At 58.3% G+C, this 26,675-nt stretch carries 21 protein-coding genes and 3 pseudogenes; 10 read left to right on the forward strand and 14 right to left on the reverse strand.

Annotated elements, in window-relative coordinates:
* The 3 genes and pseudogenes from AB6809_RS33845 to AB6809_RS33855 form a co-directional block, all read left to right on the forward strand.
* Positions 1-203 (forward strand): annotated as a pseudogene (locus tag AB6809_RS33845) (hypothetical protein); the annotation flags it as partial.
* On the forward strand, positions 185-544 hold the full coding sequence (locus tag AB6809_RS33850; RefSeq protein WP_371028252.1) for a transposase: 360 nt from the start codon (positions 185-187) through the stop codon (positions 542-544). The pseudogene AB6809_RS33845 and the gene AB6809_RS33850, both read left to right, overlap by 19 nt.
* A 1,339-nt stretch (positions 545-1,883) precedes the next feature.
* Positions 1,884-2,932: pseudogene (locus AB6809_RS33855) on the forward strand (YhcG family protein).
* A gap of 52 nt (positions 2,933-2,984) precedes the next feature.
* On the opposite strand, the gene AB6809_RS33860 reads toward AB6809_RS33855, so the two are convergent.
* Positions 2,985-3,254, reverse strand: a complete 270-nt coding sequence (locus AB6809_RS33860; protein ID WP_371028253.1) for a DUF1488 domain-containing protein — start codon at positions 3,252-3,254, stop codon at positions 2,985-2,987.
* A gap of 304 nt (positions 3,255-3,558) precedes the next feature.
* The gene (locus AB6809_RS33865) at positions 3,559-4,188 is read right to left on the reverse strand and encodes a DDE-type integrase/transposase/recombinase (RefSeq protein WP_371028286.1); all 630 of its coding nucleotides are present in this window, start codon (positions 4,186-4,188) and stop codon (positions 3,559-3,561) included.
* 370 nt (positions 4,189-4,558) lie between these two features.
* On the opposite strand from AB6809_RS33865, the gene AB6809_RS33870 reads away from it, so the two are divergent.
* Positions 4,559-5,197 carry a sel1 repeat family protein gene (locus AB6809_RS33870; protein ID WP_371028254.1) on the forward strand — a complete coding sequence of 213 codons (639 nt, stop codon included), beginning with the start codon at positions 4,559-4,561 and terminating at the stop codon, positions 5,195-5,197.
* A gap of 65 nt (positions 5,198-5,262) precedes the next feature.
* On the opposite strand, the gene AB6809_RS33875 is transcribed toward AB6809_RS33870, so the two are convergent.
* The 6 genes and pseudogenes from AB6809_RS33875 to AB6809_RS33900 form a co-directional block, all read right to left on the reverse strand.
* Complete coding sequence (locus AB6809_RS33875; RefSeq protein ID WP_371028255.1) at positions 5,263-6,042, reverse strand: H-NS histone family protein; 780 nt, start codon at positions 6,040-6,042, stop codon at positions 5,263-5,265.
* A 555-nt stretch (positions 6,043-6,597) separates the two neighbouring features.
* Positions 6,598-6,840: pseudogene (locus AB6809_RS33880) on the reverse strand (glutamine--fructose-6-phosphate aminotransferase); the annotation flags it as partial.
* Between the two features lie 601 nt (positions 6,841-7,441).
* Entirely contained in the window at positions 7,442-8,317 is an 876-nt protein-coding gene (locus AB6809_RS33885; RefSeq protein WP_371028256.1) for an MBL fold metallo-hydrolase, read from the reverse strand.
* Between the two features lie 57 nt (positions 8,318-8,374).
* The gene (locus AB6809_RS33890) at positions 8,375-9,736 is read right to left on the reverse strand and encodes an MFS transporter (RefSeq protein ID WP_371028257.1); all 1,362 of its coding nucleotides are present in this window, start codon (positions 9,734-9,736) and stop codon (positions 8,375-8,377) included.
* A gap of 29 nt (positions 9,737-9,765) precedes the next feature.
* Positions 9,766-10,782: a succinylglutamate desuccinylase/aspartoacylase family protein gene (locus AB6809_RS33895; RefSeq protein WP_371028258.1), complete on the reverse strand. Its 1,017-nt coding sequence runs from the start codon at positions 10,780-10,782 to the stop codon at positions 9,766-9,768.
* A gap of 111 nt (positions 10,783-10,893) precedes the next feature.
* On the reverse strand, positions 10,894-11,781 hold the full coding sequence (locus tag AB6809_RS33900) for a LysR family transcriptional regulator (protein ID WP_371028259.1): 888 nt from the start codon (positions 11,779-11,781) through the stop codon (positions 10,894-10,896).
* A 392-nt stretch (positions 11,782-12,173) separates the two neighbouring features.
* Between AB6809_RS33900 and AB6809_RS33905 the strand changes: the two genes are divergently transcribed.
* The 5 genes from AB6809_RS33905 (at position 12,174) to AB6809_RS33925 (ending at position 15,921) form a co-directional block, all read left to right on the forward strand.
* Positions 12,174-12,410, forward strand: coding sequence for a hypothetical protein (locus tag AB6809_RS33905; protein ID WP_371028260.1), 237 nt, complete (start codon positions 12,174-12,176; stop codon positions 12,408-12,410).
* 618 nt (positions 12,411-13,028) lie between these two features.
* On the forward strand, positions 13,029-13,307 hold the full coding sequence (locus AB6809_RS33910) for an HU family DNA-binding protein (RefSeq protein ID WP_371028261.1): 279 nt from the start codon (positions 13,029-13,031) through the stop codon (positions 13,305-13,307).
* Positions 13,308-13,514: 207 nt separating this feature from the next.
* Positions 13,515-14,693, forward strand: a complete 1,179-nt coding sequence (locus AB6809_RS33915; protein WP_371028262.1) for an ImmA/IrrE family metallo-endopeptidase — start codon at positions 13,515-13,517, stop codon at positions 14,691-14,693.
* Positions 14,690-15,214 (forward strand): DUF4411 family protein, encoded by a 525-nt coding sequence (locus tag AB6809_RS33920; protein ID WP_371028263.1) that lies wholly within the window; start codon positions 14,690-14,692, stop codon positions 15,212-15,214. Before AB6809_RS33915 ends, AB6809_RS33920 begins: the two co-directional genes overlap by 4 nt.
* 368 nt (positions 15,215-15,582) lie before the next feature.
* Positions 15,583-15,921 carry a hypothetical protein gene (locus AB6809_RS33925; RefSeq protein WP_371028264.1) on the forward strand — a complete coding sequence of 113 codons (339 nt, stop codon included), beginning with the start codon at positions 15,583-15,585 and terminating at the stop codon, positions 15,919-15,921.
* A gap of 238 nt (positions 15,922-16,159) precedes the next feature.
* Here AB6809_RS33925 and AB6809_RS33930 read toward each other — a convergent pair whose 3' ends face one another.
* Positions 16,160-18,700, reverse strand: a complete 2,541-nt coding sequence (locus AB6809_RS33930; protein WP_371028265.1) for a hypothetical protein — start codon at positions 18,698-18,700, stop codon at positions 16,160-16,162.
* 1,012 nt (positions 18,701-19,712) lie between these two features.
* Here AB6809_RS33930 and AB6809_RS33935 point away from each other — a divergent pair.
* Positions 19,713-20,102, forward strand: coding sequence for a hypothetical protein (locus AB6809_RS33935; RefSeq protein ID WP_371028266.1), 390 nt, complete (start codon positions 19,713-19,715; stop codon positions 20,100-20,102).
* A gap of 277 nt (positions 20,103-20,379) precedes the next feature.
* Here AB6809_RS33935 and AB6809_RS33940 read toward each other — a convergent pair whose 3' ends face one another.
* The 5 genes from AB6809_RS33940 to gmtY form a co-directional block, all read right to left on the reverse strand.
* Positions 20,380-20,577, reverse strand: a complete 198-nt coding sequence (locus tag AB6809_RS33940; protein ID WP_371028267.1) for a hypothetical protein — start codon at positions 20,575-20,577, stop codon at positions 20,380-20,382.
* 213 nt (positions 20,578-20,790) lie between these two features.
* A complete protein-coding gene (locus AB6809_RS33945; protein ID WP_371028268.1) occupies positions 20,791-21,405 on the reverse strand; it encodes a hypothetical protein in 615 nt (204 codons plus the stop codon).
* A 399-nt stretch (positions 21,406-21,804) separates the two neighbouring features.
* Entirely contained in the window at positions 21,805-22,473 is a 669-nt protein-coding gene (gmtX, locus tag AB6809_RS33950) for a gamma-mobile-trio protein GmtX (RefSeq protein ID WP_371028269.1), read from the reverse strand.
* Positions 22,470-25,076 (reverse strand): VPA1269 family protein, encoded by a 2,607-nt coding sequence (locus AB6809_RS33955; protein ID WP_371028270.1) that lies wholly within the window; start codon positions 25,074-25,076, stop codon positions 22,470-22,472. The genes gmtX and AB6809_RS33955 overlap by 4 nt, the downstream gene beginning before the upstream one ends.
* Positions 25,077-25,108: 32 nt before the next feature.
* Complete coding sequence (gmtY, locus tag AB6809_RS33960) at positions 25,109-26,485, reverse strand: gamma-mobile-trio recombinase GmtY (protein WP_371028271.1); 1,377 nt, start codon at positions 26,483-26,485, stop codon at positions 25,109-25,111.
* Between the last annotated feature and the right edge of the window lie 190 nt (positions 26,486-26,675).

Raw genomic sequence — 26,675 nt, forward strand, 5'->3', positions numbered from 1 at the left:
TTCCGGTTTGGCTGGAAGACATTAACTGCGGTCTGAGCGATCGTTTCCGGCGTCTGCTTGTGGGCCTGTGGGAGGATCTGCGTTCGCTGGACGACCGCATTCACGAGCTAGACAGTGAAATTGCCGAAATTCTGCGTCCGATCCGGTTGCCAGGCGCTTGCAACAGCTGCGTGGTGTTGGTCCGATGGTGGCGACGGCGTTAATTGCTACCGTGGGCAATGCCAGACAGTTTGCTAATGGCCGACAGATGGCTGCATCGCTCGGGCTGACGCCAAAACAAAACAGTTCAGGGGGCAAGGAGCGGCTGCTCGGGATAAGCAAACGAGGTGATGCCTACGTGCGTTGTCTGCTAATTCACGGTGCGCGGGCGATGATCCAGATGGCCAGACGACGCACCGATGCACTCAGCCTGTGGGTCATGTGCATCGCTGGCAAGCGACATCCAAACATCGCCGCCGTAGCGCTCGCAAACAAGACCGCCCGCATCGCCTGGGCCATGATTACCCGGGGAACGGACTATCAACCGGAACTTGCAGCATATTGAAGTCGTAAGTACCCAGTAGTACCTTGCACTACGATTGCAAAACAAGCCGCACGATGGCCAACAGGTCGAACCGGCGCTGATCAAACCCGCGAATGACCGAGGCTTCGAGCCCGTACAAGCGATTGGGAGTCAGCGCGCGAATAGCCCATCAGGGTCCTTGCCTCATAGAGGCATAGCTGCAACAGACCGGATATACGTGAGCGATCGATCCTGAGGCTTAAAAGGCGACGTGTTTGCAAACGAGGAGGAGTCCATATACGGTCGGTCGAGGTCGCCATCCAATTTGAATACCTAAGGTCTCGTCCGTCCCCGCGCAATGGCCGGTTTCCAGCGAGCAAATTGGCAGTGGTATTGCCGAAGGCGGCTAGGGGACTAAACCGCTCGTGCGGTATGCGCTCCGTTCAAAGTTATTGGTCGATGAAGGGTAAAACCCTCCGGTTTTCCTATGTTGGCTAATGAGGTAACAGACCGCTAGGAATGACGGACAGCCCCGCAATATGCGCCTCGCATAACCTCGCAACGTTACTGCGGCCTCAGCTCCGTGAGATTACCTGAAAAGAAGCGAAAGATTTAGAGGGCAAGGTTAGGGCATTTCGGCCGCGTCGCCCTCGGGTGGGAATCAGATGGTCTATTCTGGGAAGGAATCGATTCTCGGCGCCACAGGCGACTGAAGTGTTCAGCATGCCCTTAAAAGCCTAACCGCCGATAACAAGGCGGTGCTCGCGTATCAGCTCTTGCCCGATGGCTTCGAGTCGCTGCGGGCGCAACAGCGCGCCCAGCACAATCTGCATTTCGATTGCTGTGACGCGGCGGTCGGGTTGCGGGTCTCACGTAGAGGCCTCAAGCATTTTTGTCACCTCGGCGGCAGCGGCACCTGTCCATAGGAGGCCGAGTCGGAAGCTCATCTCAGCCTTAAGCTCGCCGTCATGCTGGCCGCGAAAGAGCGCTCGCGCGGCTTCGCGAAAACCGCTCCGACCCGGCGCATTGCGGATCAAACTCGAGCGCGCTCTGCCTGCCAACCCGCAATCTACGCCCACGGGGAACCGGGCCATCGCCCGATGACCCCAGCGACGGTTTGTTAGCGGGAGAACATTCGGTATGGCTGGCGGAAATCCTTCTAACGCGGAAGGAGAAAGGCCGGAGAATAGTTTTATGCAAACCCACGGCGGCCTAGCAAAGATGCTCGATACGCCCGCCTTAAACTTGACATAACATAAATTATCAACCGATTTGACAGGGCGCGGCGCTATAATCCATCCACCTCGACCTTGTCGATTGCCGCCCTCCCCAGGATAATTTGGTTTCGAGCGCGATCATCGGCGCCCATCCACTTAAACGAATGACCAAAGATCCAGATACTCCCGTATGGGCAGAGGACTATCGCCACTGGTTCGCCGAACTCAAGCAGCGCGTCGAGCGCGCGCGGCAGCGGGCGGTCGCCAGCGCCAATCGCGAACTGGTTGCACTTTACTGGCAGATCGGTCGCGACATTCTTGACAGGCAGCAAAAACAGGGCTGGGGCGCGGCCGTTGTCGACCGGCTTGCGCGCGATCTCAAGATAGCGTTTCCGGACATGCGCGGCTTCTCGCCGCGGAACCTCAAGTACATGCGTGCGCTCGCGCAAGCCTTTCCGCAGCCGGAATTTGTGCAACAACCCGTTGCACAATTACCGTGGTCGCACGTAGTGACGCTGCTCGACAAACTGGACGACTCCGCGCAGCGGCTCTGGTATGCGGGAAAATCGCTTGAGCACGGCTGGTCGCGCAGTGTGCTTACCGTGCAGATCGAGACCGCCGCCCACTTCCGTGCGGGGAAGGCGATCACGAATTTTGCCGACCGGCTGCCTCCAGCGCAATCCGATCTCGCACGCGATGTGCTCAAGGACCCTTATATCTTCGACTTCCTTGGCCTGACCGAAAGCGCACAGGAGCGTGACATCGAGCGTGCGCTCACCCAGCACATCACGCGTTTCCTGCTTGAACTCGGCGCGGGGTTCGCTTTCGTAGCGCGTCAATACCGTCTGGAGGTAGGTGGTGACGAGTTTTTATCGATCTCCTTTTCTACCACCTGAAGCTGCGTTGTTACGTTGTTGTCGAACTGAAAACCACGCCGTTCAAACCGGAGTACGCGGGCCAGTTAAACTTCTACCTCTCGGCTATCGACGCGCAGGTGAAGGCACAGCAGGACCAGCCGACCATCGGTCTGCTGCTGTGCAAGGAAAAGAACCGGCTCGTGGCGGAATATGCGTTGCGCGGCGTAGCCAAGCCAATGGGCGTCGCCGAATACCAGTTCATGCGCGAAGTACCGGAATCACTGGAGACGGATTTGCCCACCATTGACCAGATTGAGGCGGAATTACGGCCGGATCTTCCTGATCCAGGTACGTAGGAGTTGTCAGCGCCCCGCCCTCGTCTCAAACCAACTGCCGGGCAACTGCCGGTCACCGGATCAGAAAGTCGTTCGCGACCAGCCACAACGGCTCATCGGGTCGCGCCAGTAATTTTCTTTGTGCGACCGCGACGATGCGGCCGCGGCCGTTTTCAAATGCTTTGAGCGTATGCGCCGGGTCGGCGCTACGCGATAACCAGAAATGGTCTTCGAGTGCGTCACGCGCAATTGCGCCTTCGACCTCGCGGCCGCGAATCGACAGCATGAAAACCACGGCGCGTCCGTCCGGCGAGACGGCGGGCGAGCGATCAGGAACTTCCATGACGTAGCTCCACGATATAATTCGCGGTCTTTGTAATCGTACTGCGCCGCTCAGCAATAAATCTACCAGAAGTTGAAACCAGCACAATCGTCGATGATGCAACCGTCCCGCTTCACCGTTATCGCTTATTGCTAACCGGGCGGTAACGTTCGTTTGGCTATTTTTCCAGGCCCCGCACGTTGCAGACGGGGTTGGATTTTGGGAAGTGGTAACCGGTGTCGACGGCTAGTTGGGTATTTAGGTCGACATTCTTTCCTGTGGTGAGCTTTTCGGGGCGAGCATATGCCACCTTGGCGCCGTCATGTTAAAGGGTGTACGACGCATTAGTTGAGAGGATACCCATTTGCTCAGAAAGCGGACGGATCTTGGGTGATCTCAATGAAACGACGCGAGGTGGCAAAGCATGCGGCGAGCTATCTGCGATGCGATGCGCGGAGCACGTGTCGCTGTAGCGCGAGATGCTGCCAGTTCGGACAGAAGCTCGATAAAAAGGTGCTGGTCCAAATGCGAAAGCAAGCTGAGACGTCTCGAATAGGAAGGATATCTTATCGATCCGACAGGTCCGGATTCCATACGGCGGGCGCAGCGACCTCCTGGGGCTGAGCTCCCTCAGATCCAACTTCTTCCGAATGCGATGCCTAAATTTTATGTCCGAAATTGTGGTTGCGGCGCTCCTGAGTTGCTTGAATCCAAGCATCACTTTCGTTCCCGATTTGACGCGATGATGGTGCTGTCCGATCACGTTATTCAGACATTCCGAGGGCCGGATCTTCGTGTCTTCAGGAGGCTGAGCATCGGCCTTCATCTCGCGCACCGCGCGGTGCGAGGCAGCATAGCGATCGAGCGCGGTGGTCTCCGGCGACTGGCGCCGATGCCTAATAGCCTTGCTGAAAAAGACTTTGGCCGCGGCCACGTCGCGCTTCGCCCTGAGCATGAAGTCCACCGTCTGGCCAACACAATTCACCGCCCGGCTTTGCTGCAAATCCTCAGGCAGGTCTAGTCGACGCGCCACGAGCGACCGGCTGGCTTAGCAAAGCGGTTCCAGCGTTTGACGAACTCGGGCGTATAACGTCTCACCCAGCGCAGGATCGTCGTGTGAGCCAGCGATAACCCCGTTCGGTCATCATCTGGACAAGATCGCGCAGCTGACTTTTTAGCGCAGATACCAGCGCACACAAAGAATGGTCACCTCACGGTCGAAGTTACGGCCCCTGAGTAGTGACGTGCCATGGACTTGGACGCCAAATGACAGCAGCGGTGAGGTATCATCATTCTCATCACTCACCACAGGACCCTCAAATCTGATGTCCGTAGATTCCAGCTGGGTCAGCCAGATTGAACGCGAATGGGCGCAACTTCGCCAGAGCGACGCTTCGCTCGACGTAGAAAGATTTTTCCGGCACGTTGTGTCAGCTAACAAGGTTGGGTTCCTTTCGCTTGAATCCATCGCCGCCATTGCGAATGGCCTGCTCACAAGCGCCTTGCCGGGCGCCCCTTATCTCGGCCGGCAACTGCTTGAGCTAGTGGGCCCTGGCCGGCACCCCTCCCTTCGGGTCGCGCTTGCACTGTCTCTTGTCACCGAGACAGGCGGGCCTGCGGATTACGAAGGCGGACACGTCATTCTGGGGGATGTGCTTAAGGACGATACGGCGAGCGACCCCCTGCGCGGCATGGCGGCAGCAGCTCTTGCGGACAGTGCGCGGCTTGGTCGCGGCATGGACCCCGACCTCGAGATGGCCAAGGGCATGTACGCCACGGCGCTGGAGCTTGGGCACCGGGCGGCCGCGTACAACTTGGGCTTGTACTGGGAGGGTCACTGGGACAGAAGTGCTCCCGGCGACCTCGTCCCCGACTGCACAAAGGCAGCACAGGCATACAAGCGTGGTGGTTCGCACGCAAAGTGCGCCGCCCGTCTGGACGCGTTGCGAACCCGCTCGAGGTAAGCCATGCCAATCGCGCGCGCCGACGCGACGAAAAGCGAGCTCGGTGCGCTCGCTTTCACAGTCGCTTAAGCAGCCGCAGCTTCGGGCTCGACCGCGACGTTCGTCGTCGCGTGCACCTTTTCGGCGTCGACCAACTTTTTCGCCGGTGCGTTCTTCGCGACCGCCGTCTTTGTCGCGGGCTTCTTCGCAGCAGTCTTCTTCGCCGCCGGGGCCTTCTTGGCAGCAGCCTTCTTGACTGCCGGTTTCGCATCGGCCGCAGTGCTTTTGCCATCAATCAAAAACTTGCTGCGGTCCTTGGCACCAGCCAGCCACGCCGGAGCCGGACCGCGACCGCTCCAGGTCGCGCCGGTCTTGGGGTCACCGAAAAGCGCAGGCTGCGGTCCACGCACGTAGTTACCGGCGGCCTTTGTTCGGCTTGCACCCTTCGACGTCTTCTTGGCGGCAGCCTTGGTTTTGCCCGCAATCCCCTTGGTCGTAGCTACTGTCGCTGGAGCGCCACCTGCAATCAAGAACTTACTGCGGTCCTTGACGTTAGCAATCCAGGCCGGGGGACGGGCATGGCCACTCCACGTTTCACCTGTTTTTGGATTCAGATACTTGGGGGGCAACTTTCCCTTAGTCTTGCCGGTCACTTGCGCCCCGCGATTTGCAGCTTTGGCACTCCGTTTGGGTCCGGGTTTCTTGCGACCAGCATGCGCATCAATGTCAGCAGTCGTTAGACCGTGCTCTGCCATCAACTCGCGAATCTTTTCCATGACGCCCGCCGATTGCTTCGCAATCAGCGCATCCGCCTTTGCCTTCAATTTATCGATCCTTGCCTGGATTGCGTCCAAAGTCGTTGCCATCAGGTGGCCTCCTCAATGAATGTGGTCGCAATATGCCATGATCGCGCTTGAAAACGCTAGCGCATTTAGCAGAGCGGCTGGCCACCACCTAGGGCGACCAACTGTAACCATTCTGTGGACAGCGTTACGCCGCCCGAATTCCCGTCACCGTGCTCAACTTCTGAGGCCGCCGCTTAGCGCCCCGTAGAAACGGATGTCGTTGAACACAGGTATATGACGATGCGTCAAAATCAACTGTCGAAGTAAGTAACTTTGAATTCCGGTTTGTCATACGTTGGCGCTAGCGGCAGTCGAGCCTGTTGGGTGCTCGCCACAGCCGCTCGTACATTGCATTCGGAAGTTGGGTGGGCTAAACCGAAAAGCACGCACTACGATTGCTCCTGATACTTTCAGCGGAGACAAGTCGTGCTTCTTTATAAATGAATTTTCCCGACGCTTCACGGACGGCAAGCAGGCCGTCATGCGGTACCTGACTGCCAGGCAACGCCCAGACCAATTCGATTTCAATGAGCACGCGCACATTCCTTCTACAGGTTAGATGCCGCGCCTCTCTGGCTCAGCAAAAATCGAAGAAACCACATTGAGCTTGAGCGCTCCTTCCAGCGCAATCCGATAGTGCGATCAGCGTCCCAGAAAGAGCGCGCTTTCCTTCACGGAAAACTTCTCGGACCAGGCAATGATCTGCGGTTCCAGCGCCAGCACGGCATTCACCGTAGCCGGCAGATGGCGCAACTGCCGCACATAGTCGGCTTCCTGCTCCGCGCTCACCGTACCGCAAACTTTCCCCGACGTGGCGGCAGCACGAACAACCCGACAAGCTCCGACAACCCGCTCCGGATCGCCGTCACTTGCCAATCAGGGTACCAATCATTGCTTCGGTGCTGTAACGATTCACTAACAATGATAGTGACTCGCAGCAGATCGCCCATGCGCTCGTCACGATTCACTCCAAGCGCTGCCCGCGACTGCAGCAGAACGCCGCCGGCCAGCCGGCTGCCTGTGATGGTCAACTGATCGACGGCACGCCGTACCGCACACGCGGCGCGGTTGGCCCCTTGCAATGCCTACACCTATGTGCGCCTTGCCGGGGCAGGACAAAATGTCCAGCAGACTGCGCAGGTTGAAGCGGTGATTCCAGCAGTAGTTCCAAGCTGCTGGCAATACCCATGCCCTCGGCTGGCTACCCGCTGTTCTTCATCGCTCATGATTGGGTTTCATCAGGTCCGCTTCGGCGTCGCCACGTTCGAGGCGATCGGCACGACAAATTCACATTGGAAGGGTCGGCATACTTCGCGCGCGGCGCGGCGCGGCGTGGCGCGAGTCCGAGGGGCGATGCTTCCTGCGCCGACCCCTGCGTGCTGTAGAGGATGAACCGCACGGTAAGCTCAACTTCCTAGCCTCACGCGTAGCGCCATTCAAAACCCTTTTCGACGCGCCGCACGGTCCCCGCCGATGTCTCGGCAAAATGCGCGGCAAACACCGTCGCGCCCGTGTCCGCTGCATGCACGAGCAGACGCTCGCGCGAAGCGCGGGCCTGATCCTGATCGAGACAGAACATTGAATTCCATTCCGGCCGATGCACTTGCACCGCGCTGTGCATCACGTCGCCGGAAAAGAGCGCTGTCTCGCCACGTGAACGAAGCTCGATGGCCATGTGACCGATGCTATGGCCGAAAGTCGGCATGAAACGGATGCCGTCCAGAATCTCCGCACCTGCATCCGGCACGGCAAGCGCCTGACCAGACTCGATGACCGGGAGCACACTGTCGTCGAACAGCATCCGCCGCGATGCGCCTTCCGGCGTAGCGAAGAAGTCGCATTCGCGCTCGCCGAACACGTACGTCGCGTTCGGAAAGACGGGCGCCCAGCGGCCGTCCTTCCAATGCGTGTTCCAGCCAACGTGATCGACGTGCAGATGAGTGAGCATCACGTAGTCGACATCCTCGCGCCGGAAGCCGGCCGATTCGAAGCGTTCGAGCACGGGATTATCGAGCTTGTCGAAGAGCGCGCTGAACGGCCGGGACTTGCCATTGCCGATGCCCGTATCGACGACCATCGTCACACCGCCGACTTCCACGACCCACAGATGCGTTTTCAACGGCACTCGCGCGTTAGTGAGATCCAGACTTTCGGTGGCGAAGCGTTCCTCGAGCTCGCGACCATCTTCATCGCTCCACGCGGGGATCAACAGGTTCGGCGCGAGCGCGAACCCGGTTTCATCGACCCGCGTGATGGTCGCGGAGCCGACGTGATGGACTTGTGAGGCGGGTTTCATGGCAATCCGTTCTCTTCGGTTCGAATGCAGGTTTTAGCACGTGTGTCAGTGCGCGTTTCACTCAGCCGTCGCAGCGCGAACGCGCCGGGTCGCCACTGCATAGAGTAACGCGCTGACAAGCGCCGACACGCCACCGACCAGCGCCAGCGCGTTTCCAAGACTCGTTCCCGTGTGCCCCAGCCGTTCGTTCAGGTAACCAACCGACAGCGGGCCCACGCCGCCGCTGATCGCATTGGTCATGAAGACGAGCAGCGCGAGGGAACGGCCGCGCATGCGGTTCGGCACGGCGATTTGCAACGGCACGGGTGCAAGTCCCATTGCGATGCTGGCGGTAAAAGCGCTGACGCCATAGAGCACGATGGCAAGGCTGCTGCTCGCGACGAGCGGCATCGCGATGGCGGCGGGCACGAGCAAGGCAACGGCGCACGCGGAGAAGCCCAGCACTTTGCGCAAGGTGGTATCGTCGGTCACGCGCGTTGCGAGCATTCCCGCGCATGCCACGCCGAGAATACCGCCGACCATGTACGCAGGTGCGGCCATCTGTCCAACGGCTTTCGGCGCGAGGTGGAAATGGCGCATCAGCAAGGTCGGGAACCATGCGGCGTGCGAATAGAACAGCGTGATCAACGCGATGTAGGCCGCAAAGTAAGGCACGCAGAAGCGATTACGCACGAATAGTACGGCGAGCACGTCGCGGAGCGACGGCATCTCGTCCTGAGCATGCGCGCCATGCATGCTGGTTTCGAGCCGCGCCGGTTCGCGAACCGTGAACGGGACAAGCGCGGCCAGCAGAATGCCGGGCAATCCCACGGCAACAAACACCGCTTGCCACGGCGCAAAGCCGTGTGCGCTGAGCCACGCGCTGCCGTCGCCCGCAGCTGCCGCCGACAACAACATACCGCCGCCGAACAGCGCAGCGCCGCCGCCGACGTATGGCCCGAGCATGAACACGCTACTCGCGCGCGCGACGCGGCGCGGCGCAAATATGTCGCTGAAGATCGACAGCGCTGCGGGACTCAAGGCGGCCTCGGCAACCGCCGTTCCGGCGCGGGCGAGCAGCAGTTCCGTGAAGTTGGTCGCGAAGCCGCACGCCATTGTCGAAATCGCCCAGATCGCGATGCATGCGGCGATCAGTTTCACGCGGTTGCCGCGATCGACGAGCCTCGCGACGAACACCCCTGCCGTTGCGTAGCACATCGTGAATGAAAATCCTTGCAGCAGGCCGATCTGGGTATCGGTAAGCGCGAGCGACTGCTTGATCGGCTGTACGAGAATGCTGACGACCTGGCGGTCCAGATACGAAAATGCGAAACAGACGAAGAACAGCAGCACGACATACACGGGATGGCGCACGCTATCGAAAGACCCGGTATGTGCAACGACATCGGCGGGCTGGGTTGAAACAGGGTGAACGTTCATGCGCGGTCTCCGGCGTGGGTGGACTTGGCTCAATCGGCGTTGACTGATGCAGCGAGTAGCGCGATGCAGTCGCCGGGTTCCACCCGTGCAAAGGTCCGCATGCAAATGACCATGCCGTCGCTGCCAAATGCGATATCGGCCGGCGCCTGCCACGGGCGGTGCGGATCGTACAGGCGCCCCGCGAGCTGACCCTCGCGCACGTGACCGCCGAGTCTGAAGGCGGGTTCGAATACACCCGCAAGCGGCGCGTACACGTATGCACGCGCGCCTTCTACGCGCAGAAAGCGCGTTTTGCCGGCCGGCGCCGCCTGTGTGTCGGAGACCACACCGAGCCGGACCAACACGCGCTGCAAGCCGCTTTCGACAATCGCCAGATTCGCCGCGTCGCAGCCCGCATGTCCGCCGAACTCGCCGCACAGAAAAAGCTTGCCGTGCCGTTCGGCTGCCGCGGCGAATGTGCGGTCTTCGCCGAGCAGGTCCATGATCATCGTGTTCGGCGCGCCGAACTCGCGCACGAGGTCCATATACAACGCGTGCCGCTCGCCGTCGGCAGGCGGCGACGCGAGCAGCGTGGGCGCATGCTCGAACGACGCGCCGCCGGCATGCAGGTCGATCACGACATCGGCGCGTGGCAGGAGTTCGCTTTGGACGTAGTGCGCGATCATTTCCGTCGGCTGGCCGTTTCGGGCGCCGGGAAACAGGCGGTTCAGGTTGCCGCGGTCGATCGGCGACGTGCGCGTGCCGTTGATGAAGGCCGGGAAGTTCAGGCCGGGTATCACGATCAGGCGACCGCGTATGGTCATCGACGGCATGCGCTGCATCAGCTTCATCAGCGCAACGGGTCCTTCGTATTCGTCGCCGTGATTGCCGCCCGTCAGGAGAACGGTCGGGCCCGTACCGGCACCAGCGTTGAGCACGGCAAGCGGGATCGGCACATGGCCGTATGCCGAGCGGTCGTGTGAATACGGCAGACGCAGTGTGCCGGTCTGGAAGCCGGAGCGTTCGAAGTCGATATCGGTAGCGATGAGCGAAGCAGAAGTGCACATGGCGCGAACAGTAAAGAGCTTGGGGTGCCTTTACTATCGGTGACGAAAAAACGTCCGGCCAATGCCGTTTTTTGCGCTGGGCGATGCCTTGCAGGCATCGCTTGCGGGCCGCTATGTCAACAGGTCCAGAAAACGCTGCAGCGTGGGATTCGCTTCGTGCGCCGCCTCATGTGCGACGAAGCAGAATTCGAGCGGCAAGGAAATCTCCAGGTCCAGCAAGTCGACGAAACGCACGCGCGCGGGCGGCCTGTCGCGATTCGCGGCATTGACGATGGCCGCGCCCATCCCCGCCGAAACCAGCGAAAGTATCGCGGTTTCCGTCGACGCCTCTTGTCTGATATCGAGCGTGAGCCCGCGTTCGGCGCAGGCGGATAGCAGGCGATCGTAGTAAGCGGGATAGACGCGGCGCGGGAACGCGATGAACGGACTGCCGGCGAGTTCATGTGCGCTGACCGCGCCGGCGCCGCCGTGCGGCCAAGCTTGCGGCACGGCAAGCACCACGCTTTGATCGAGCACATGCAGGCTCGCGATGCCTTCCGGCAACGCGCCGAAGCGATAGCAGAAGCCGCCGTCGAGCCGTCCCGCGGCGAGCGCGTCCAGTTGCTCGGGCGTATTCATCGGCGTGAGTTCGAGGGCGACATTCGGTGCTGCCTGTTCGAAAGCGCTCAACGGGCTCGAAACGGGGCCGCTCCACACGGCGTTTTCAACGAAACCGATGCGCAGATGACCTTGCACGCCGGATGCGATGCGCCGCGCCAGCCGGTTCGCGGCGTCGACACGCGCAAGGATCTCGCGTGATTCCGAGAGATACGCATCGCCGGCGGGCGTCAGCTTCAGGCCGCGCGGCGTGCGCTCGAACAGCGCGGCGCCGACGGCGTCTTCGAGATCCTGTATCTGGCGAGAAATCGCCGGTTGCGTGACGTGCAGCTGCTCGGACGCCGCCCGTACGCTGCGCAACTCAGCCACAGCGATGAAATAGCGAAGATGCCGAAGTTCCATGCTCGTTCCAGCAGATCAGATTGTCAGCAATGATCGCAGAATTGCGCCGCGACCCCCTGTGCAGCGCGGCACGGCGCAATTTTTCTCGTCGGCGGGCCATAGGCCGCCGGAAACTTGCTGCCCTGTTGCCTTCTGCGGGGAAACCGAATTCATTAGAGGTTGCCGTGCAAATTCGGAGAGCTAGGTAACATCGGTATCAAGCCGACAGGCGAACCCGTGGATGTGTCCCTTTCATTAGTCACCGGTTGACGCAGTCCCGGGACCGCCGGCCGAGCGACGCTGTTCGAGTTCCGCGCGGGTCCGCTCGAGCTCGGCGAAAGTATGCCGGATTCGGCCCGACCCGCGCGGCGCGCGCATCAGTCGAAAATGAGCTGAACTCGAGCAGCCACACGGTGTACCTTCTTGACGGCAGTGGCAATGGTGCCGACAAGCGTATTCAGCAGTTAGGCGGTCTCTTTTTTGGCGGCGCCCTTCTTGGCGGCGACGGCATCCACGAGATCCTGTTTGTTCATTACTTATCCTGCAGAGGAAGTAACGAAGTTGCCACCCCACCGGATCCGCCGTCGTCCGTGCAGTCGGCCACGGCCGACGTCGGGATGTTTTTCCCTTTGCCCGCACTGGGTTCGTAACCGCATGACGGCGAGCGCCTCTGCGGTTTAGCTTTGCCTGGATGAAAAGCCGCGGCGTCGTTCAAGCGGCGACGCCGATCGTCGAACAGGCGCGACACGTCAGCTGGAGCCTCAGAGTTTCGCCATTGTGGCCGCTGCTGGCCCACCACAGCCGGCTACCTCTGCAGGAAAAACCGGTCACCCGGCCGGCGGATCTCCAGAAATGAAGGGGCGGATAGTTGTGGCTATCCGACCCTTCGTTTCCGGACACTTTGGCCACGGTGCCTGTTTTGCTCACACAACTTAATTTTGTTACTACGGCCCGCGCGGCCCGTCGATGGTGCCGGCTGGTTCCGCTTCATAGACTTTTTCGGGCAAGGTAGCCCACTGTGGGGCGGCGCCAGCCGCAAGGTCCAACCCTGTGGGGCGCAAGCTGAGGTGTCGCAGCTTTCGGGAGAACGGCGTCGCCTGCTTCCATCCAAACCAAGCGCAAGCGCGGAAGCGGTCCGTTACGATTTGATCGCGCACGAGGGCCGGCCACGAAAACATCCCGGCTTCGTTCCCGTCCGCGCCGATTGGCGGACGCCCGCGGATCGGGTAGGGTGACGGCTTCGCCTCCCCACCTCTGCAGGAAAAATAATGAATAAGCAGGAACTGATTGATGCGGTCGCCGCGAAGACCGGCACCACCAAGGCGCTGGCCGGCGACACCCTGGATGCGCTGATCGGCACGATCACCACCGCGGTCACGCAGGGCGACACCGTGCAGCTGGTCGGATTCGGGTCGTTTTCGACGGGCGCACGTGCCGCACGGGTCGGCCGGAAACCGGCGACCGGTGCCGAGATCCAGATTGCGGCGGCGAAGACGGTGAAGTTCACGGCGGGCAAGGCGTTCAAGGATGCGGTGAACGACGCATGACAGCGGACATGCTTTTCCCGACGGTCAACTTCACGGCCGGGAAGACGTTTAAGCATGCGCTTTGCGGAGTCCGACGCTGAGGTTTGATTCCGCCGCACCAAGATTTGGATGCAGAATTGTCACCATCAGACGAGTCGAGCCCATGCACGAGACGCGGGATCTGCGCCTATAATGGGCTTGTCTTATTAAGTATCGAATTCAATCAAGATGCCGCAGGTCAACCCCGAAATCCTCGTATGGGCTAGAGAAACTGCTGGCCTCGGCATCGACGAGGCCGCCAAGTCGCTGCAGCTCGGCGGTGCTCGGCAAAGCGGCCATGAAGCTCTCGCGGAGTATGAGCAGGGCGCGAAGGCTCCGAGCCGACCCTTGCTCCTCAAGATGGCAAAGGTCTATCGGCGGCCGCTTCTCACCTTCTATCTTCAGCAGCCTCCTGTGAAAAGCGAAAGAGGCGAAGACTTCCGAACACTTCCCGGAGGGCTCGAATTCGAAAGTGCCCCCAAGCTGGATGCCCTAGTCCGCGATGTGTTCGTCCGCCAGCGCTTGGTGAAATCGATTCTTGAAGACACGGACGAGGCGCAGCCCCTAAATTTCGTCGGCAGTATCGCGTTGACTCAACCTGTGGACGAAGCGGCCAAGGTGATCTGCAAACGGCTCTCGTTCGATCTGAAAGAGTTTCGGCGAAAAAAAACCGTCGAAGAGTCATTCAACTACATACGGGGACTGACTGAGAAGCTTGGCGTCTTTGTGCTTCTCATCGGAAACCTTGGCACGCATCACACGGCACTTAGCACGGAGATATTCAGAGGCTTCGCGTTGGCAGAAAAAGTGGCGCCGTTCATCGTTGTCAACGATCAGGATGCGAAGGTCGCATGGTCGTTCACTCTGCTCCATGAGTTGGCGCATATCTGGCTTGGACGTACTGGTGTCAGCGGAGCCGATTTCGGGCAGAAGATCGAACAGTTCTGCAATGACGTCGCAAGTGAGATTCTTCTGCCTGAGGCCGAGATGGACGGACTCCGGCAGTTGGGCGGCGACCGGCACGAACTGATTTCGGCTGTCAGCAATTTCGCGAGCCAACGTAAAGTGAGCCGCGCCCTCGTCGTCTACAGACTGCTGAAACGCCGCCAGATTGATCGCAAGCAGTGGTCAGAGCTTACGGAAGAGTTCCGTCGGAACTGGGAGGTGGAGCGAGCCAAAAAGAAGGAGCAAGCAGCAGACGCGGTGGGAGGCCCGAACTACTACGTGGTGAAACGACATCGGATAGGCAATGCCCTCGTTGAAGTCACACGTAGAGCAATAGCAGAGGGCTTCGTCACGCCGACCAAAGCGGGTCGCATCTTAGGGGTTCGGCCGACCAATGTTCAGGCGTTGGTAGGGGCGGCATGAAGCTTTACCTCCTTGACGCTAACGTACTGATCACTGCCAACCGCGACTACTACTCGATGGAGATGGTACCGGTATTCTGGGAATGGCTGCTTCACATGGCCGAGCGAGGGTATGTGAAGATGCCGATTGAGACTTTGGAGGAGGTCCGCGACGGTGGCGGGAAGGTTAAAAAGGATGCCCTCGTTGCATGGCTCAATCGCGCTGACGTTTATGAGAAGCTCGTTTTGCAAGAGGATGCCGACCCAGAAATCGTTACTAATGTTATAGCGAACGGTTATGCTCCGGACCTCGATGAAACGGAGCTTGAAGAAGTCGGGCGAGATCCCTTCTTGATCGCATATGCAGCAGTGGACCCCGACAACCGCGTTGTAGTGTCGATCGAAGTATCTGCGCCGGGCAAAAAGCGTGCGAATCGCCGCGTGCCGGACGTGTGCCACGACAATGGCGTTCCAGTTTGCAACACGTTCACGATGTTGCGGGAGCTTGGCTTTACGACCGCTTGGATCAAGCCGGCGGCATAGCCCGGGCGTTTATTTGGCGTCGGCGCTGCTGGCGACCCGTCCGCTTCACATGCTCGACGCCGCTGTTGAGTACTGTCAGCCTCGCTCCCAGGAGCGCTAGCGGCCAAGGCGGGACCATTAGCAGGCATGCGGTCCGTTGTCATTCAGTGTGCAAGTGCCAATCAACGCACAGATCGCGGCCACCAGTTCGCCGCCGCTATCTGAGCCCGCGTACTGCCTCCGGGACTATCCAGCAGTTCGCGCACGCCCGCCATCCTTTATATCGTTTTCGCCGAGATCGAAACCTTGTTCGACCCGGAGCATAGGCAAGAAATCCGGCTGTGTATTGGTAGGCGCAGGCGAAGGACTACTCCTTCGATCACTCGTGGGTGGAAGCGGGACCGCTCGTCTATGACGTTGCCATTTGCCTGCCAAGTGAAGGGGCGGGCAAGACAGACGGGCCGGTTTACGCATCGCACGATTTGTTCACCCGCCCGAAGGTTCACTGCGCCTACACGGTTCTGGCAGGTCGACCACTGGATGACGTTGCCGCAAAGGTCGCCGGTTGGACACTTGACGAGTATGCCCAGCAGATCGCGACGCCGGGCCATGCGACGTTGTGGGAAACCGCCGTTTTGATTGCCGCCACGATCGGACTAGAACTTGACGCCGAGGCGCTGCGTCACCGGTACGGAGCCACGCGGCGCACATCTACAACGATTGTTTGAACGAGCACGACGTAAAGTACCATTCGAATCGTCGAGGGAGCCGAGTAATGCGGCCGTTCGGACGACAGGTTTTCAGCTCGATTGAACGGCAGATTGTGGCCGTTCATCGACTTATGCAAACTGCATACACCGCGAATGTCGCGGGGTCGCGATCGACAGCGCGCGACCCGGAGGCGACGCTCGCCTAAGAACCGCGGTCGGCCGCTCGCCTGGTCAAAGAAGACGGTCGCTGACTAGCCTACAGAGGCTTGTGTCGGGCGACACTCTTTCCGGCATGCGAAGCGCCGTGAGCACGCAACAGGGTTTGAGATAAGGAAAAGGCATCCAGTCGCGACAATACGGCATCCACTGGTCGCTGCGGTTGATTGCTTTCGGCTCCTTGCATTATTATCGGCAGGGCTTCAGCCTTAAATGAATCGAACCGTCGTTGCATTAAAACTTCCGGCCACTCTGATAGCGCGTCCTCGTATGCTTTTGGATGAGGCTGATCTCTTGGAAGCGTGCTGTCACATGCAGGGTCCGCACATCCGAGCATCCGCGAAATTCCGTACAAGTCGACAATCGAACTGTCCGGCGATCCCGACAACATTCGAAGCACTTTGTCGTCTTGGGCTGTCTCTGGCATAGACAGCCCAACGAAGTCGACAAAGACCTCCTTTCTTACGGTCAACTCATTGATGGCGCGCTTCAAATCGCCTCCTTTTTGTATTCCACTTACCAGGTTGGTCAGGTTGTGACGACGGTATTCTGGGTGGTCGCGCATCTTTATCTCGATTGCACTTCGCATTTTTTCAGAGCTAGAATTAACCTTCTTCAGGATAAACGGCTCGTGTTCCGTATCCCATGACGCTTGCTGTTGCGCGGCAGTCAGTTCGTTGCCGCGTTCGTCGGTGAAGGTTACACTCGGAAAATCGACGTCCCATGCGTCTAACTGCTGATTATCTGCCATTAGGACCATCTTCCACGTAAAACTTCCTCCACGCGCGCCGATAATGGAGGGGTCGGAAAACCGTGCCTGCGTAATGCACAAGTAGGCAGGCCCCATCAAATAGTTTCCGCTCTCCAGCTTCCCGCCTCTATTGCGAATAATCGCCGGAAACTTGTCGTAAATACTGTCTCGTATCAGGGTAGCGCTCGAGTCCCCTGTAGTTTGGAGGGGGGGTCCTCCGAACGAGATTGTCGATGCGGGGCAAGGTGGATGGTCTTTCGATAATCCTGGTGGGGCGATATCCTCTGTTGCGGAGACCGCTTGCTTGAAGTATTCGTCCTCTTTATTCTTGACCTCGGCGATGGTTGAGGCAAGGGCCGAGCCATACTGTTGGGTAAGACGGTCAAAGAAAACCTTCCGGTTTGCCGGACTGTCGCCCGCTAGGGAGATCAGTCTGTTCCGGAGCCGTTCGCCTGGGCGTCGAAGTTCGGCCACGTCGTTCGCCCACCCCGAAAGGGTTGCTACATACTGACTCTCATACACATTCGCGAAGCGGACGTATAAATCAACATGCGCAGCCCACTCCGGAAAATTAGCGAGCGAAAAATCGGTTTCGGGGCTCGCTTTACCGGTGGATAACTGCTGAAAACTGTAGGCGCTGCCGGCGGTCGCAGGTAAGGATCGGTCATGGAAAGCATCTCGCAGCTTGGCGGGACCGAAATCTGTGAAGATCACAGGGTGCGTTACCGATTTGATGGCACCATCTTTTAGCAAGCCGGCACAATAAGTTAGCCTATCGCTATTTATCGAATCCGTGCTGTTGAGGTACTCAAAGCAAATGGCTTCGTTCGGTGCTTGCTGAGCCCGAATTATTTGCTCCCGGGCCTCCTCTGTCTCCCGCTGGATTGCATAAAGTGTGTCTTCCATGCCGCTAATATCGCGCCTTGCCTCGCCCATATTGTAGGACAACTCCGCCACTGCTCTATAGGTCCTCTCTGAATACCAATATATGGTATCGAGCTTCTCGCTAACGACGTTGTACTGCGTCATCATTTCCGCATAGAGTTCGGAAAGTTGACTTGACAGCGCCTGTAACTCTGCATTGGTCGTATCTGTTTGAGGGGTTTGCAGAGCACTGACCACCGCCACCGTCGCGCCAAGCACCCCTGCGCTTGCCGCTGAAGCTCCGATTACTCCTGCGTTGTATAAGGAAAGTGATTGCCATGCCTTAACACCTGCACTGGCGATCTGGAGCCCTTGCTGCGCCTTTGCCTTCGTGTTTGGGTCGCCAATAAAAAGCTGCGACATAGCGCTCGCGGCGTATATGGCATCTTGCAATTCTCCGGCTCGCTTGTTGATCTTTTTTTCTTCGGCTTCTTTGGACTGAGAGGTAACCGGTTGCGGTGTCGTGTTGGGTTGACTCTCCGAAATGGCAGGTTCTGCGGCCTTTTTTAACGCTGCGACCTCGGTCCGCACGTCGTTTATGCTTTGGGCGTTGGCCTCTTGCGCAACCTGTTCCGAGGAGTGAGGGCTGTTGTTAGTTTCTATGAGCGAATTAACTGTTTCGTTTGCTTGCAGATCTGGATGTTGCGAGAGCATTTCATCTGCCGGCATGCGAGTATCCGTGTTGAAGTATTCTTTGCTTAGATAATCGAAAGCGGGCCCCACCTTACTGGATGGTTTTGTCGCTTCTCCATAAAATTCTTGCCACATACTCGGGGAGATTGATCCAAACGTAGCCGTGTCAGGTTTAGTCGCGCCGACAGCCGACAAAGCATATCCGTCTGAAAACTTGGAGAACTGCATTCCCCACTTAAAAACGAGGTCGAGGTGATAAGGTAGTGTCGTCACAACGTCATTCGTAATTGTATTTACGAGCTCAAGGTTAGACTTCTCGGAACGAAATTCCTTTGCCGCTTCGACTAATCGGTCCGCAGACCAATCGGGATGCGTCTTTGCTAAGTCCGCAACCCTAGCAAACTGGTACCAAGCGTCTTGACTCGCGGGGTTTGAGCTTTGACGTTGCGCGATAGTAATCCAAGCAACTTCGGCCGAAGGCAGGACGTGGACCCTAGAACTGGATGGGGGTTGTTTTCCCGCTGCTTCAGTCCCTGGTGAGGCAATACAAACCATACATAAGACGATGAACCGACCCATCTTTATGGTATGCATTTCAGGCTCCTCCTTAAATCCGAAACGCTCCAAAAACTTAGGTCAACATTAGGCCAAGCCGTCGCGATATGAAAGCAGCTTCTTCTTATGCGGCGCGTTGCTGACATTCGAACCCTCTAGCTGTCACTTGCGCATCGTCAGGATTGCAGTAGTCGTTTAATGTCTGCGAAATCGCGCCAAATATGTAACCGCTGAGGGCTGCGATTCACCCGCCCGGTGGACCCTAATCGAACGTCTCCTGCTGGTTCGGAACCGGCTTTTCGCGGCTTTGGGGTGAGCGGCTCAAGCTGGCCGCCTGCTGCCCGATGCGGTCTGCATGCGCCGCAATGAGGTCACGCTCAGGAGCGTAGTGACGATTTTATTTCGCTTGCGTCAGGCCCATGCTGAGTCTGAATTGCGACGCTATCGACGGGACACGAGTCTCGAGTTGACAGTTTTATTGTCGCAACGGTGACAAACTTAATACGGTCTACGGCCGCGTAGCCTTGACTTGCGTCCCGCGATGCGACAATGAGCGCATAAGGGAGATGTGCATGATCGAGTATGTAAGCGACAGGCTGGTAGCAGCGCTTTTCCCGCCGGGCACAGGCGGTCCAGGCACTTTGCGCGTCGCCGGTCCGCTTCCCAGACGATTGAAGTCAGCGGAATTGCTTTTGACGGGACCCGGCACCTCGTCTTTTTTGCCGATGTGATGACGTACGCGGGACATGACGAACAGTTTCTGCGTGAGACCGCGTCCGCGTGGAATGGTGGATTCGTGCCCGCGCCGGCGTCGCGGCTTGTGAAGTTTTTCCGGGTCGAAGCTGATCGGGAAACCATGTTCTATCCTTCCGCGTGGCCGCTACCCGATCCGGCAATGATCTGGCAGTTCAGCGAGGCGCTGGCAATGGCGCTTGTCGCCCACGCGGACGCCTATCCGGCGACGTCGCAATACTTCTACATGCCACAGACGGGCAAACTGGACGCACTATATAATAGGCTCGCTAGGAAATTCGAACGCGGCGAGATGGGAGCATCGTTTCGTTGCGTCACCCGGCCCGCATCAGACGAAGGAGGTTTTTATGGCTTTGAACGCATCTAGCAAGCTTCGCCCAAAGGTGATAGCGCTGCAGAAGCGCGGGGTTGCCGTGATCCTTCAGCGTACTGAAGCGGCGGCGGAGAGCGGTGCACTGACGGAAAAGACGGCGCGCGAGACGTATCGCGCAACTGTGCGAGTACGCACGCGGCGAACTGCGCACACGGAATCATAACCGGTACGAAGCTCTTTCTGCCCGATCAAGGCCCCAACGAGGGTGGCAAACGCGTCATATGGACCACTAGATGAAGCGCTCCTGTACGTCGCGAACGCTCCGGACGTCCTACTTCAGCAGGGCCGACTCTTCGTAGCAACGCATTGCCGCTTTCAGGGGAGTGGCGCCTATCCAGTGTTGCCCGTCGTCGGATTTGACACCGCCGCTGGTTACCTTGCCGACACATGCGATGAATTGGTTGCCTAACTCTGCATCGGCAATGTGCCCGACGACGATCCCTAGTTGTTTCAGGTCATCCAAGGTCATTTTTCATCCCTCCTGCTTGGTCTGCGTCAGGACTGCTCACGGGTATTAGGGGCCGCTTCCGATGAGCGGGCATGTTACGGCCAACGGGTCGTATATACTGTACGTTTATACAGTATATACCAGCGTCGGCGGCAGGAAGTCAATTACGATTTGCCAGCCGGGCCGTGCGTGGCGCTAACCTGGCGCGACAGTCGATGGTCTTTGAACGGCCGCTTAGTTAGCCGCTTGCCATCCCTCGTTCGACAGGACAACCGGCAGCATCGCTTGGCCCTTCCCTGTCATGTCGCTCGCGAGCTCGGGATAAGCGGATCGCAATTGCTCGTTGTCAGCCCACTTCGGAGCGTCGGTAATTTCGTAGGCGTAATAGACAGTGGTGCCGGTCGCGCTTCCGATGGTCACCGGCGCATCCCATTTCAGTATCTTCGTCAGCTTGATGTTTCCGTAGCAAAAGCGGCCGGTCTGTTGGTTCGGATATGGCTGAAATGGTTCACGCACCAGGATCTTCTTGCCCTCGTCGGTAAGGGAGAAGATCGCCTTCTTACGGAAATTGGTCGATGCATTTGGGCCCGCTTCTTTAACTGTCGCCAGCCCTGCGTCCACGAAACCGACGCCGGCGTCGTAAAACCCGTACGGGTTGCCATGATCCGAGGGCTCTGAAGAGGCCGGCCACGACAAGGCGGGCAGGCAGCGCTGCGGACTTGAGGCCAGTTTCTGCTTTACGACCGCGCTGAAGTTTTCTTCGTTAGGGGTCGACTTGTTCGAGCAGGCGGTCAGGGACAATACAGCCGCAATCGAAACGACAAGGGCGAGCACAAAGCGGATTTGCATAATTAGCGTTGGTTGAATAAGAGATCGGCAATCTATCACGCCGCGTCAAAACCGACATCAGTTAGCACGGCGAAATTAATTCGATCCGAGTCGGATGTCCTTATCTCACTGAAGTTTTACGAGTTGCACCGGTGCAATATCCGGTAGTGATATGACCCCACAATTCCAAAGAACGCGTGCTGATGTCCAGGCTATACTGTGTTTTTATACAGTGTTTGCCGCCGGAGGGAGCCATGAATGCCGTTATGCTGCCCGAGACGATTCACCCGGATCTGTGGACCTATACCCAAGAAGTACATACTTCGGAGACTGGCGGGCAAGACGCCGCCTGCAGCTTGACTTCAGCGGCGACTTCTTTTTGATGTATGAGTACATCGAAATACATTATTTGGTGCCCAGTCAGTTGTTGCCCAGTATTTTGCGAATCGCGCGGGCGAAACCGATATCCAGGATCGTGCGGCCGTGCTCGTTCACGATCTCACCGTGGGTACCCTCCCGCAATCCCTGTTTTTCGAGGTGCCCTGCGCAGATCGCCTTTTCCAACGCCTCCCGTTCTGAAGGCGTGAGTTGCCCTGAGTTGTGACCATCTGTCATCGTTGGCAATACCGTGGCAGCCCCTGACATGCGCCCGCCGATTGGACGCCGGTCCACGACAACCTGGGTGTTCGCCTTCAAAAGGTTCACCTCAGCCCTGAGCTTGTCACGTTCCCCGATGATCGTTTGCATGAGGGAGCGGATCGCGGGGTCATGAATACGCATGAGGTACTCGTGGCTTGCCAGCGGCTTCGATGACTGAAGTATCTGTGGCCCGCCATAAGTGACCCAAGCTGATATCAGCTCGCGGTAGTCGGCCGATTGCGTATTGTAGAGAACGCGCCCCTTCAGAATTCCGGCCGCCTCAACGAGGCGACCAATGGTCGGGAGTGAAAAATCGCGCGAGCCACACTCGTGATGGTTTCGGCAAATCTCGTGCAGCGCTGCCAGTCTGGCGAGCCGATGAGACCGGCCACCTTTGGCGAGCAGCGCGTCGAGAACAACGTCCGGGTGTCCGGTTTCCGCACCACTCATGCTTGGACCTTTTTGATCGGGTGAGATTTGCGCGTGAGCATGCCGGCGGAATCGCATGTCGGCAATAGAGCGGAGAAATCCACGCCAAATCGCTCACTCAAACTTCGACCAGCGTCCATCAAATTAACGACTTCCAGCCTACCCAGCGCTGGATTGGTCGGGTTCATCCGCCGCGCGAGATTTCGCATGAAAGCGTTGCCAGCGCGAAGCTGTTCCTCCTCGCCCAGCATCATGAAGACCGGTGTCCTGTTATCGCGATAAAGCACAGCGTCGAGCAACTGACTACGACGGAATATCGCCTTGCCGGCATGGAGATCTGGATAAAGCTCGACGTCCTCGCAGACGCCTTCAAGTTGCAGCAGTTCCGATTCGGTCTCTTGGAACGCAATGTGCACATCACTTGCAGTACCCACGGCCAATAACTGGGTAGAATCTTCGGCTGGCCTCTCGAGCGCGGACTTGCAGCGTTCAATTAGCCGCCAACAGGCGGCAAGATCCTCCGCGAAGTCGTTGAATCGCTTCATCGCTCCTTCCCACACGCGTTCCGCCTGGCGAAAGGTATCGAGATGGAGGAACACTTGCCCTGCCTCTTCCGCGTCAGCCTTTTGCTTCTTCAGATCAAGAAGCACACGCTCATTCGCGAGGCAAGCATTGCGTGACTCATCAAAATGGTAGGCGATCGTGTTGAAGTGCGCGACAAGCGTTGGCAGATAGTGAGGCTCCGTTATGAACCACCTGCATCGAATGCAGTTGCGGTTCCCTCCCGGAACAGGAGCGTGCTTTGCGTTGCCAACAAGATTCCCCGACAGAATCATCGCGCCTCCATTGTGGCATCCACCAATTGCGCGGTTCTCCACAGAATCGCTGGCGTTCCCTCCAACAAGGCACAAACCGTGGTGCATTGGCATCCAACCCAATGCGTTTCTTGCCGCCGGATGTTCTGGAATTGCATCTGCAACACTGGCCACACTACTGCAAATCGCTCTTTGCACAAGCTCCTCGTGCGCGGTGTCGAGCAGGAAGTTCTGAATACTTGCGTTCTTATTTGCATCCAGGCGCGCCTTCGCATCAACGAGCACGCCGTGAATATGAGTGGCTCCTGGCTTGGTGTAATACAACGTCATAACTAAACGGCTATGACCGACGAGCTTCTGTAGCACAGGGAACGGCACCTGCCCTTCCAGGGCCAGTGCAGTTATAAGGGAAACGCGTAAGCTATGTAGAGGGAATAAAGTTCTCTTTTTGGACTGTGGTGCCAGCAGTCGAATCGGTGTTCCATTTTGATGGGCCTCGGCTCGCCCGGCGAGCCGCGATTCGAATGCCTTCAGCAAATGGAACCAGCACACGTTGAGCGCCTGATCCTGAATCGGATAGTTACGCATCTGTGCAGTCGGGTACTCTGGCAATCGGAAGAGAAAGCACGCGTCGGGATAGCGTGCCAACTGAAACTCAGTCTTAGCTATGATATGCCGGCGATCCAATTCTGCCCATGACGTTCGACGCGTAATGCCGTTGTATTTCTCTTGCCAATTGCGCAGCTTCTCGAGCCAGTAAAAAACGTTCTGGTAGACCGCTCCCCCGTGAGTCCACGGCAGCAGATAGCCTTTCTCTGGCCCCGACTTCGATATGTCCGCGGTCTTGTTCGTATTGATATAGAGGACGGTCAGCGCGCTGTCATTGTCGCTGTGATCGTAGTCGCGCCGGAACACACCCTGTTGCAGCGGCCGAGACTCGCTACCCTGTGCAATCTCGCTACGGTTCAACTCCCAACGGGCCGCCGTGTAGCGCCAGGTATCCGCCTCTCCAGAGTCCAGCACGCGGACCTGGCTGGTGCGCAGTGGGAGGATTAGCTTAACAAGCAATGCCACCCACCGGACTGGGCTCCACATTTGCAACACTTGCCCACCGCGGTAGTTCCGGCTCAGCTTACGCATACGCCAGACGCAATCCGGATCGTCACGGTCAATCTGGTCTTCGGTCACTTCGAACCAGTCAGGCGCGCTCTGACCCAGATGACCGATCTTGCTCCCGAGCGCACCCTGAGCCCATTCCCAATCCCGAAAGTGAGGTCCAGCTGCGAGCATCTGCCGGAGTTGATCGATATAGCCATACGGAAGCGGCGAATAAACGCTTTCGCGCCGCTTCGGTAAAGCTGTTTTCGACATGCGAGGTACCGGGTTGCGATAGCCATGCAACACCATAGCTCTGCCGTCTTTGCCAATCTGACTGAAGCGCCGCAGCAGAACAAACTGTAGGAAGGTATGGATGAGATTGTTTGCATCGACACGCCACGCAGTATCGGGGCACGCCGTTTGGTGAAAATCGGGAAGCGAGGTCGTCTGCGCCAGCAACAGATCTGGATCGAGAGGTAGTCCCCGAGCAACCAGATAACGCTCAAAGAAGTTCGCCAGCGCCTGGAGTCGCTGGCTGAGACCATGAGTTTCCCCACTGAGCCACTCCAAGGCCAGAGCTCGCCAAGCACCGAGTTCTGGATAACGCTCGTCCACCCAGGCCAGCGTTGCATCGGAGTCGCGCCGCACGCTGCGTTCAACTCTCGCTGCCTTGCGGCGTCCCACGGGTGCAGTCGGAGGGTTCTTGGTCATGTGTATGTTTAGTCACTGGAAGATATGACGGGTCAAACGAACGGGCCAACCCCGAAGCGAGCTTGGCTTGCTCCGTCCAGCTTGTGCGCAGCGTCCTCGAGCGCCTTTCTGGCCTCGCTGAAGCTTGCCTGCGTGTAGACCTCCTGGCTGTCAATGGACGCGTGATGCATGAAACGGCGGATCATCGACTTCTCGACCCCCGCGTGCTTCAGCCGCTGCCCATAGGCGTGTCGGTGCCCATGAGGTGTCGTGCCCCGCGCCTTCCCGACCTCCAGCCCTATGCGCTTGCACGCGACCGCGTGAGCCTTGTTATATTGCGTCAGCGTGTACATCGCGCCGTGCGGCGCCCGCGAGAGATTCACGAAGGCGAAAGGATGATCTCGCTCAAAGCGCGCGAGCTGCTTGAGATAGGAGTGCCATAACTCGAGGAACCACTCGCCATATTCCGGCACGAACCAGTAAGCCTGCTTGTAGTAAGGACCATCGTGCATGCCGCCCTTCCAGCCGGCATGCCGACGGTCCATCAAGTCCGTGCGCGGCACGAGGCCAAAGAGTTGACCAAGGTATTCCGCTCGGTTCGACTTGCGGGGCTTGCCTCGCTCGTCACGCCAATCGGCAGGTGCGCTTCCGTAGCGCGGATGGTGAATAAGGACCTTCGCCTGGCGGGGGCTCTGTGGGTCCGGAAACACATCCTGAACGTAAAGGTGAAAAGGCTCCGACTCTCGAAATCCCGCACCATGGAGCAGTAATGTAATCAGGATGCCGCGATAATCGTAGTGGTCACCATTGCGGAAGCCCTTAAATAGCAACGCTTCAAAGTGGCGCTCTGGAAAAGTCGGTGGCTCTCCCTGTGCGACCTTCGGCAGGCCACGATAACGAAGCCGATACGCAGTCGAGCGCGGCGTTGTGTTCGACGCCCATGTATGCCCGAGAAACGCTTTGTTCCGGCGGTACTGGTAGGCGGCTTCATCGGTCTGTTGATCGAAAGCGCTGCCAACATACCGAGGATTGACGGTGGACGCTTCCGGACGAATCTCGCCCAGCCAATTGAAGAAGTCGCTTAGGTGGTTGATGATCCGCGCTGCGTCGTATGGCGAACGAGGGGGCCAGCAAAGGCCAGTCGTGTCGATTCCAGTTGCGCGATTGAAGGTTCCTGTGTACAGACGCTGCGCGAAGTTTTGAAACAGTTGGTGCGGATCACGCTCAACCGGATTGACCTGAATGTATTCGAGAAAGAGCCGAACCGATCGCGTTACCTTCCGCATCCACTCCAGACTCCGGTCATGGCTGCGATGTAGAAAATAGTCGATGAGCGGTTCAAGAATCCCCGACGCGGTGAGTATCGCGGGAATTTCGGCGTAGACGCCGGTTTCGTCCGTGAAGACCTTTGCTCTGATGCTGACGAACATCGCTCGACAGAAAAAGCGAACATCCTACCCTCGAATTAAGTCATTACGTTGACGGTTACGACCTCTAATTGATGAGCCACCGCGCCGGCGACAACTCCCAAGCCATAGGAAGCGGAATCGGAAAGCATAGACGCGAGCAGGAGAGGCATAAATAACCTAGACGACTATCAGCTGCCGCTATGGCGCTGCG

The organism is Paraburkholderia sp. RCC_158 (assembly GCF_041355255.1).
GTDB lineage: Bacteria > Pseudomonadota > Gammaproteobacteria > Burkholderiales > Burkholderiaceae > Paraburkholderia > Paraburkholderia graminis.

Bases quoted from the DNA above. Each gene is read 5' to 3' on its own strand.
- AB6809_RS33850 (WP_371028252.1), top strand. From the start codon at position 185: ATGGTGGCGACGGCGTTAATTGCTACCGTGGGCAATGCCAGACAGTTT.
- AB6809_RS33860 (WP_371028253.1), bottom strand. From the start codon at position 3,254: ATGGAAGTTCCTGATCGCTCGCCCGCCGTCTCGCCGGACGGACGCGCC.
- AB6809_RS33865 (WP_371028286.1), bottom strand. From the start codon at position 4,188: ATGCTCAGGGCGAAGCGCGACGTGGCCGCGGCCAAAGTCTTTTTCAGC.
- AB6809_RS33870 (WP_371028254.1), top strand. From the start codon at position 4,559: ATGTCCGTAGATTCCAGCTGGGTCAGCCAGATTGAACGCGAATGGGCG.
- AB6809_RS33875 (WP_371028255.1), bottom strand. From the start codon at position 6,042: ATGGCAACGACTTTGGACGCAATCCAGGCAAGGATCGATAAATTGAAG.
- AB6809_RS33885 (WP_371028256.1), bottom strand. From the start codon at position 8,317: ATGAAACCCGCCTCACAAGTCCATCACGTCGGCTCCGCGACCATCACG.
- AB6809_RS33890 (WP_371028257.1), bottom strand. From the start codon at position 9,736: ATGAACGTTCACCCTGTTTCAACCCAGCCCGCCGATGTCGTTGCACAT.
- AB6809_RS33895 (WP_371028258.1), bottom strand. From the start codon at position 10,782: ATGTGCACTTCTGCTTCGCTCATCGCTACCGATATCGACTTCGAACGC.
- AB6809_RS33900 (WP_371028259.1), bottom strand. From the start codon at position 11,781: ATGGAACTTCGGCATCTTCGCTATTTCATCGCTGTGGCTGAGTTGCGC.
- AB6809_RS33910 (WP_371028261.1), top strand. From the start codon at position 13,029: ATGAATAAGCAGGAACTGATTGATGCGGTCGCCGCGAAGACCGGCACC.
- AB6809_RS33915 (WP_371028262.1), top strand. From the start codon at position 13,515: ATGCCGCAGGTCAACCCCGAAATCCTCGTATGGGCTAGAGAAACTGCT.
- AB6809_RS33920 (WP_371028263.1), top strand. From the start codon at position 14,690: ATGAAGCTTTACCTCCTTGACGCTAACGTACTGATCACTGCCAACCGC.
- AB6809_RS33935 (WP_371028266.1), top strand. From the start codon at position 19,713: ATGACGTACGCGGGACATGACGAACAGTTTCTGCGTGAGACCGCGTCC.
- AB6809_RS33940 (WP_371028267.1), bottom strand. From the start codon at position 20,577: ATGACCTTGGATGACCTGAAACAACTAGGGATCGTCGTCGGGCACATT.
- AB6809_RS33945 (WP_371028268.1), bottom strand. From the start codon at position 21,405: ATGCAAATCCGCTTTGTGCTCGCCCTTGTCGTTTCGATTGCGGCTGTA.
- gmtX (WP_371028269.1), bottom strand. From the start codon at position 22,473: ATGAGTGGTGCGGAAACCGGACACCCGGACGTTGTTCTCGACGCGCTG.
- AB6809_RS33955 (WP_371028270.1), bottom strand. From the start codon at position 25,076: ATGACCAAGAACCCTCCGACTGCACCCGTGGGACGCCGCAAGGCAGCG.
- gmtY (WP_371028271.1), bottom strand. From the start codon at position 26,485: ATGTTCGTCAGCATCAGAGCAAAGGTCTTCACGGACGAAACCGGCGTC.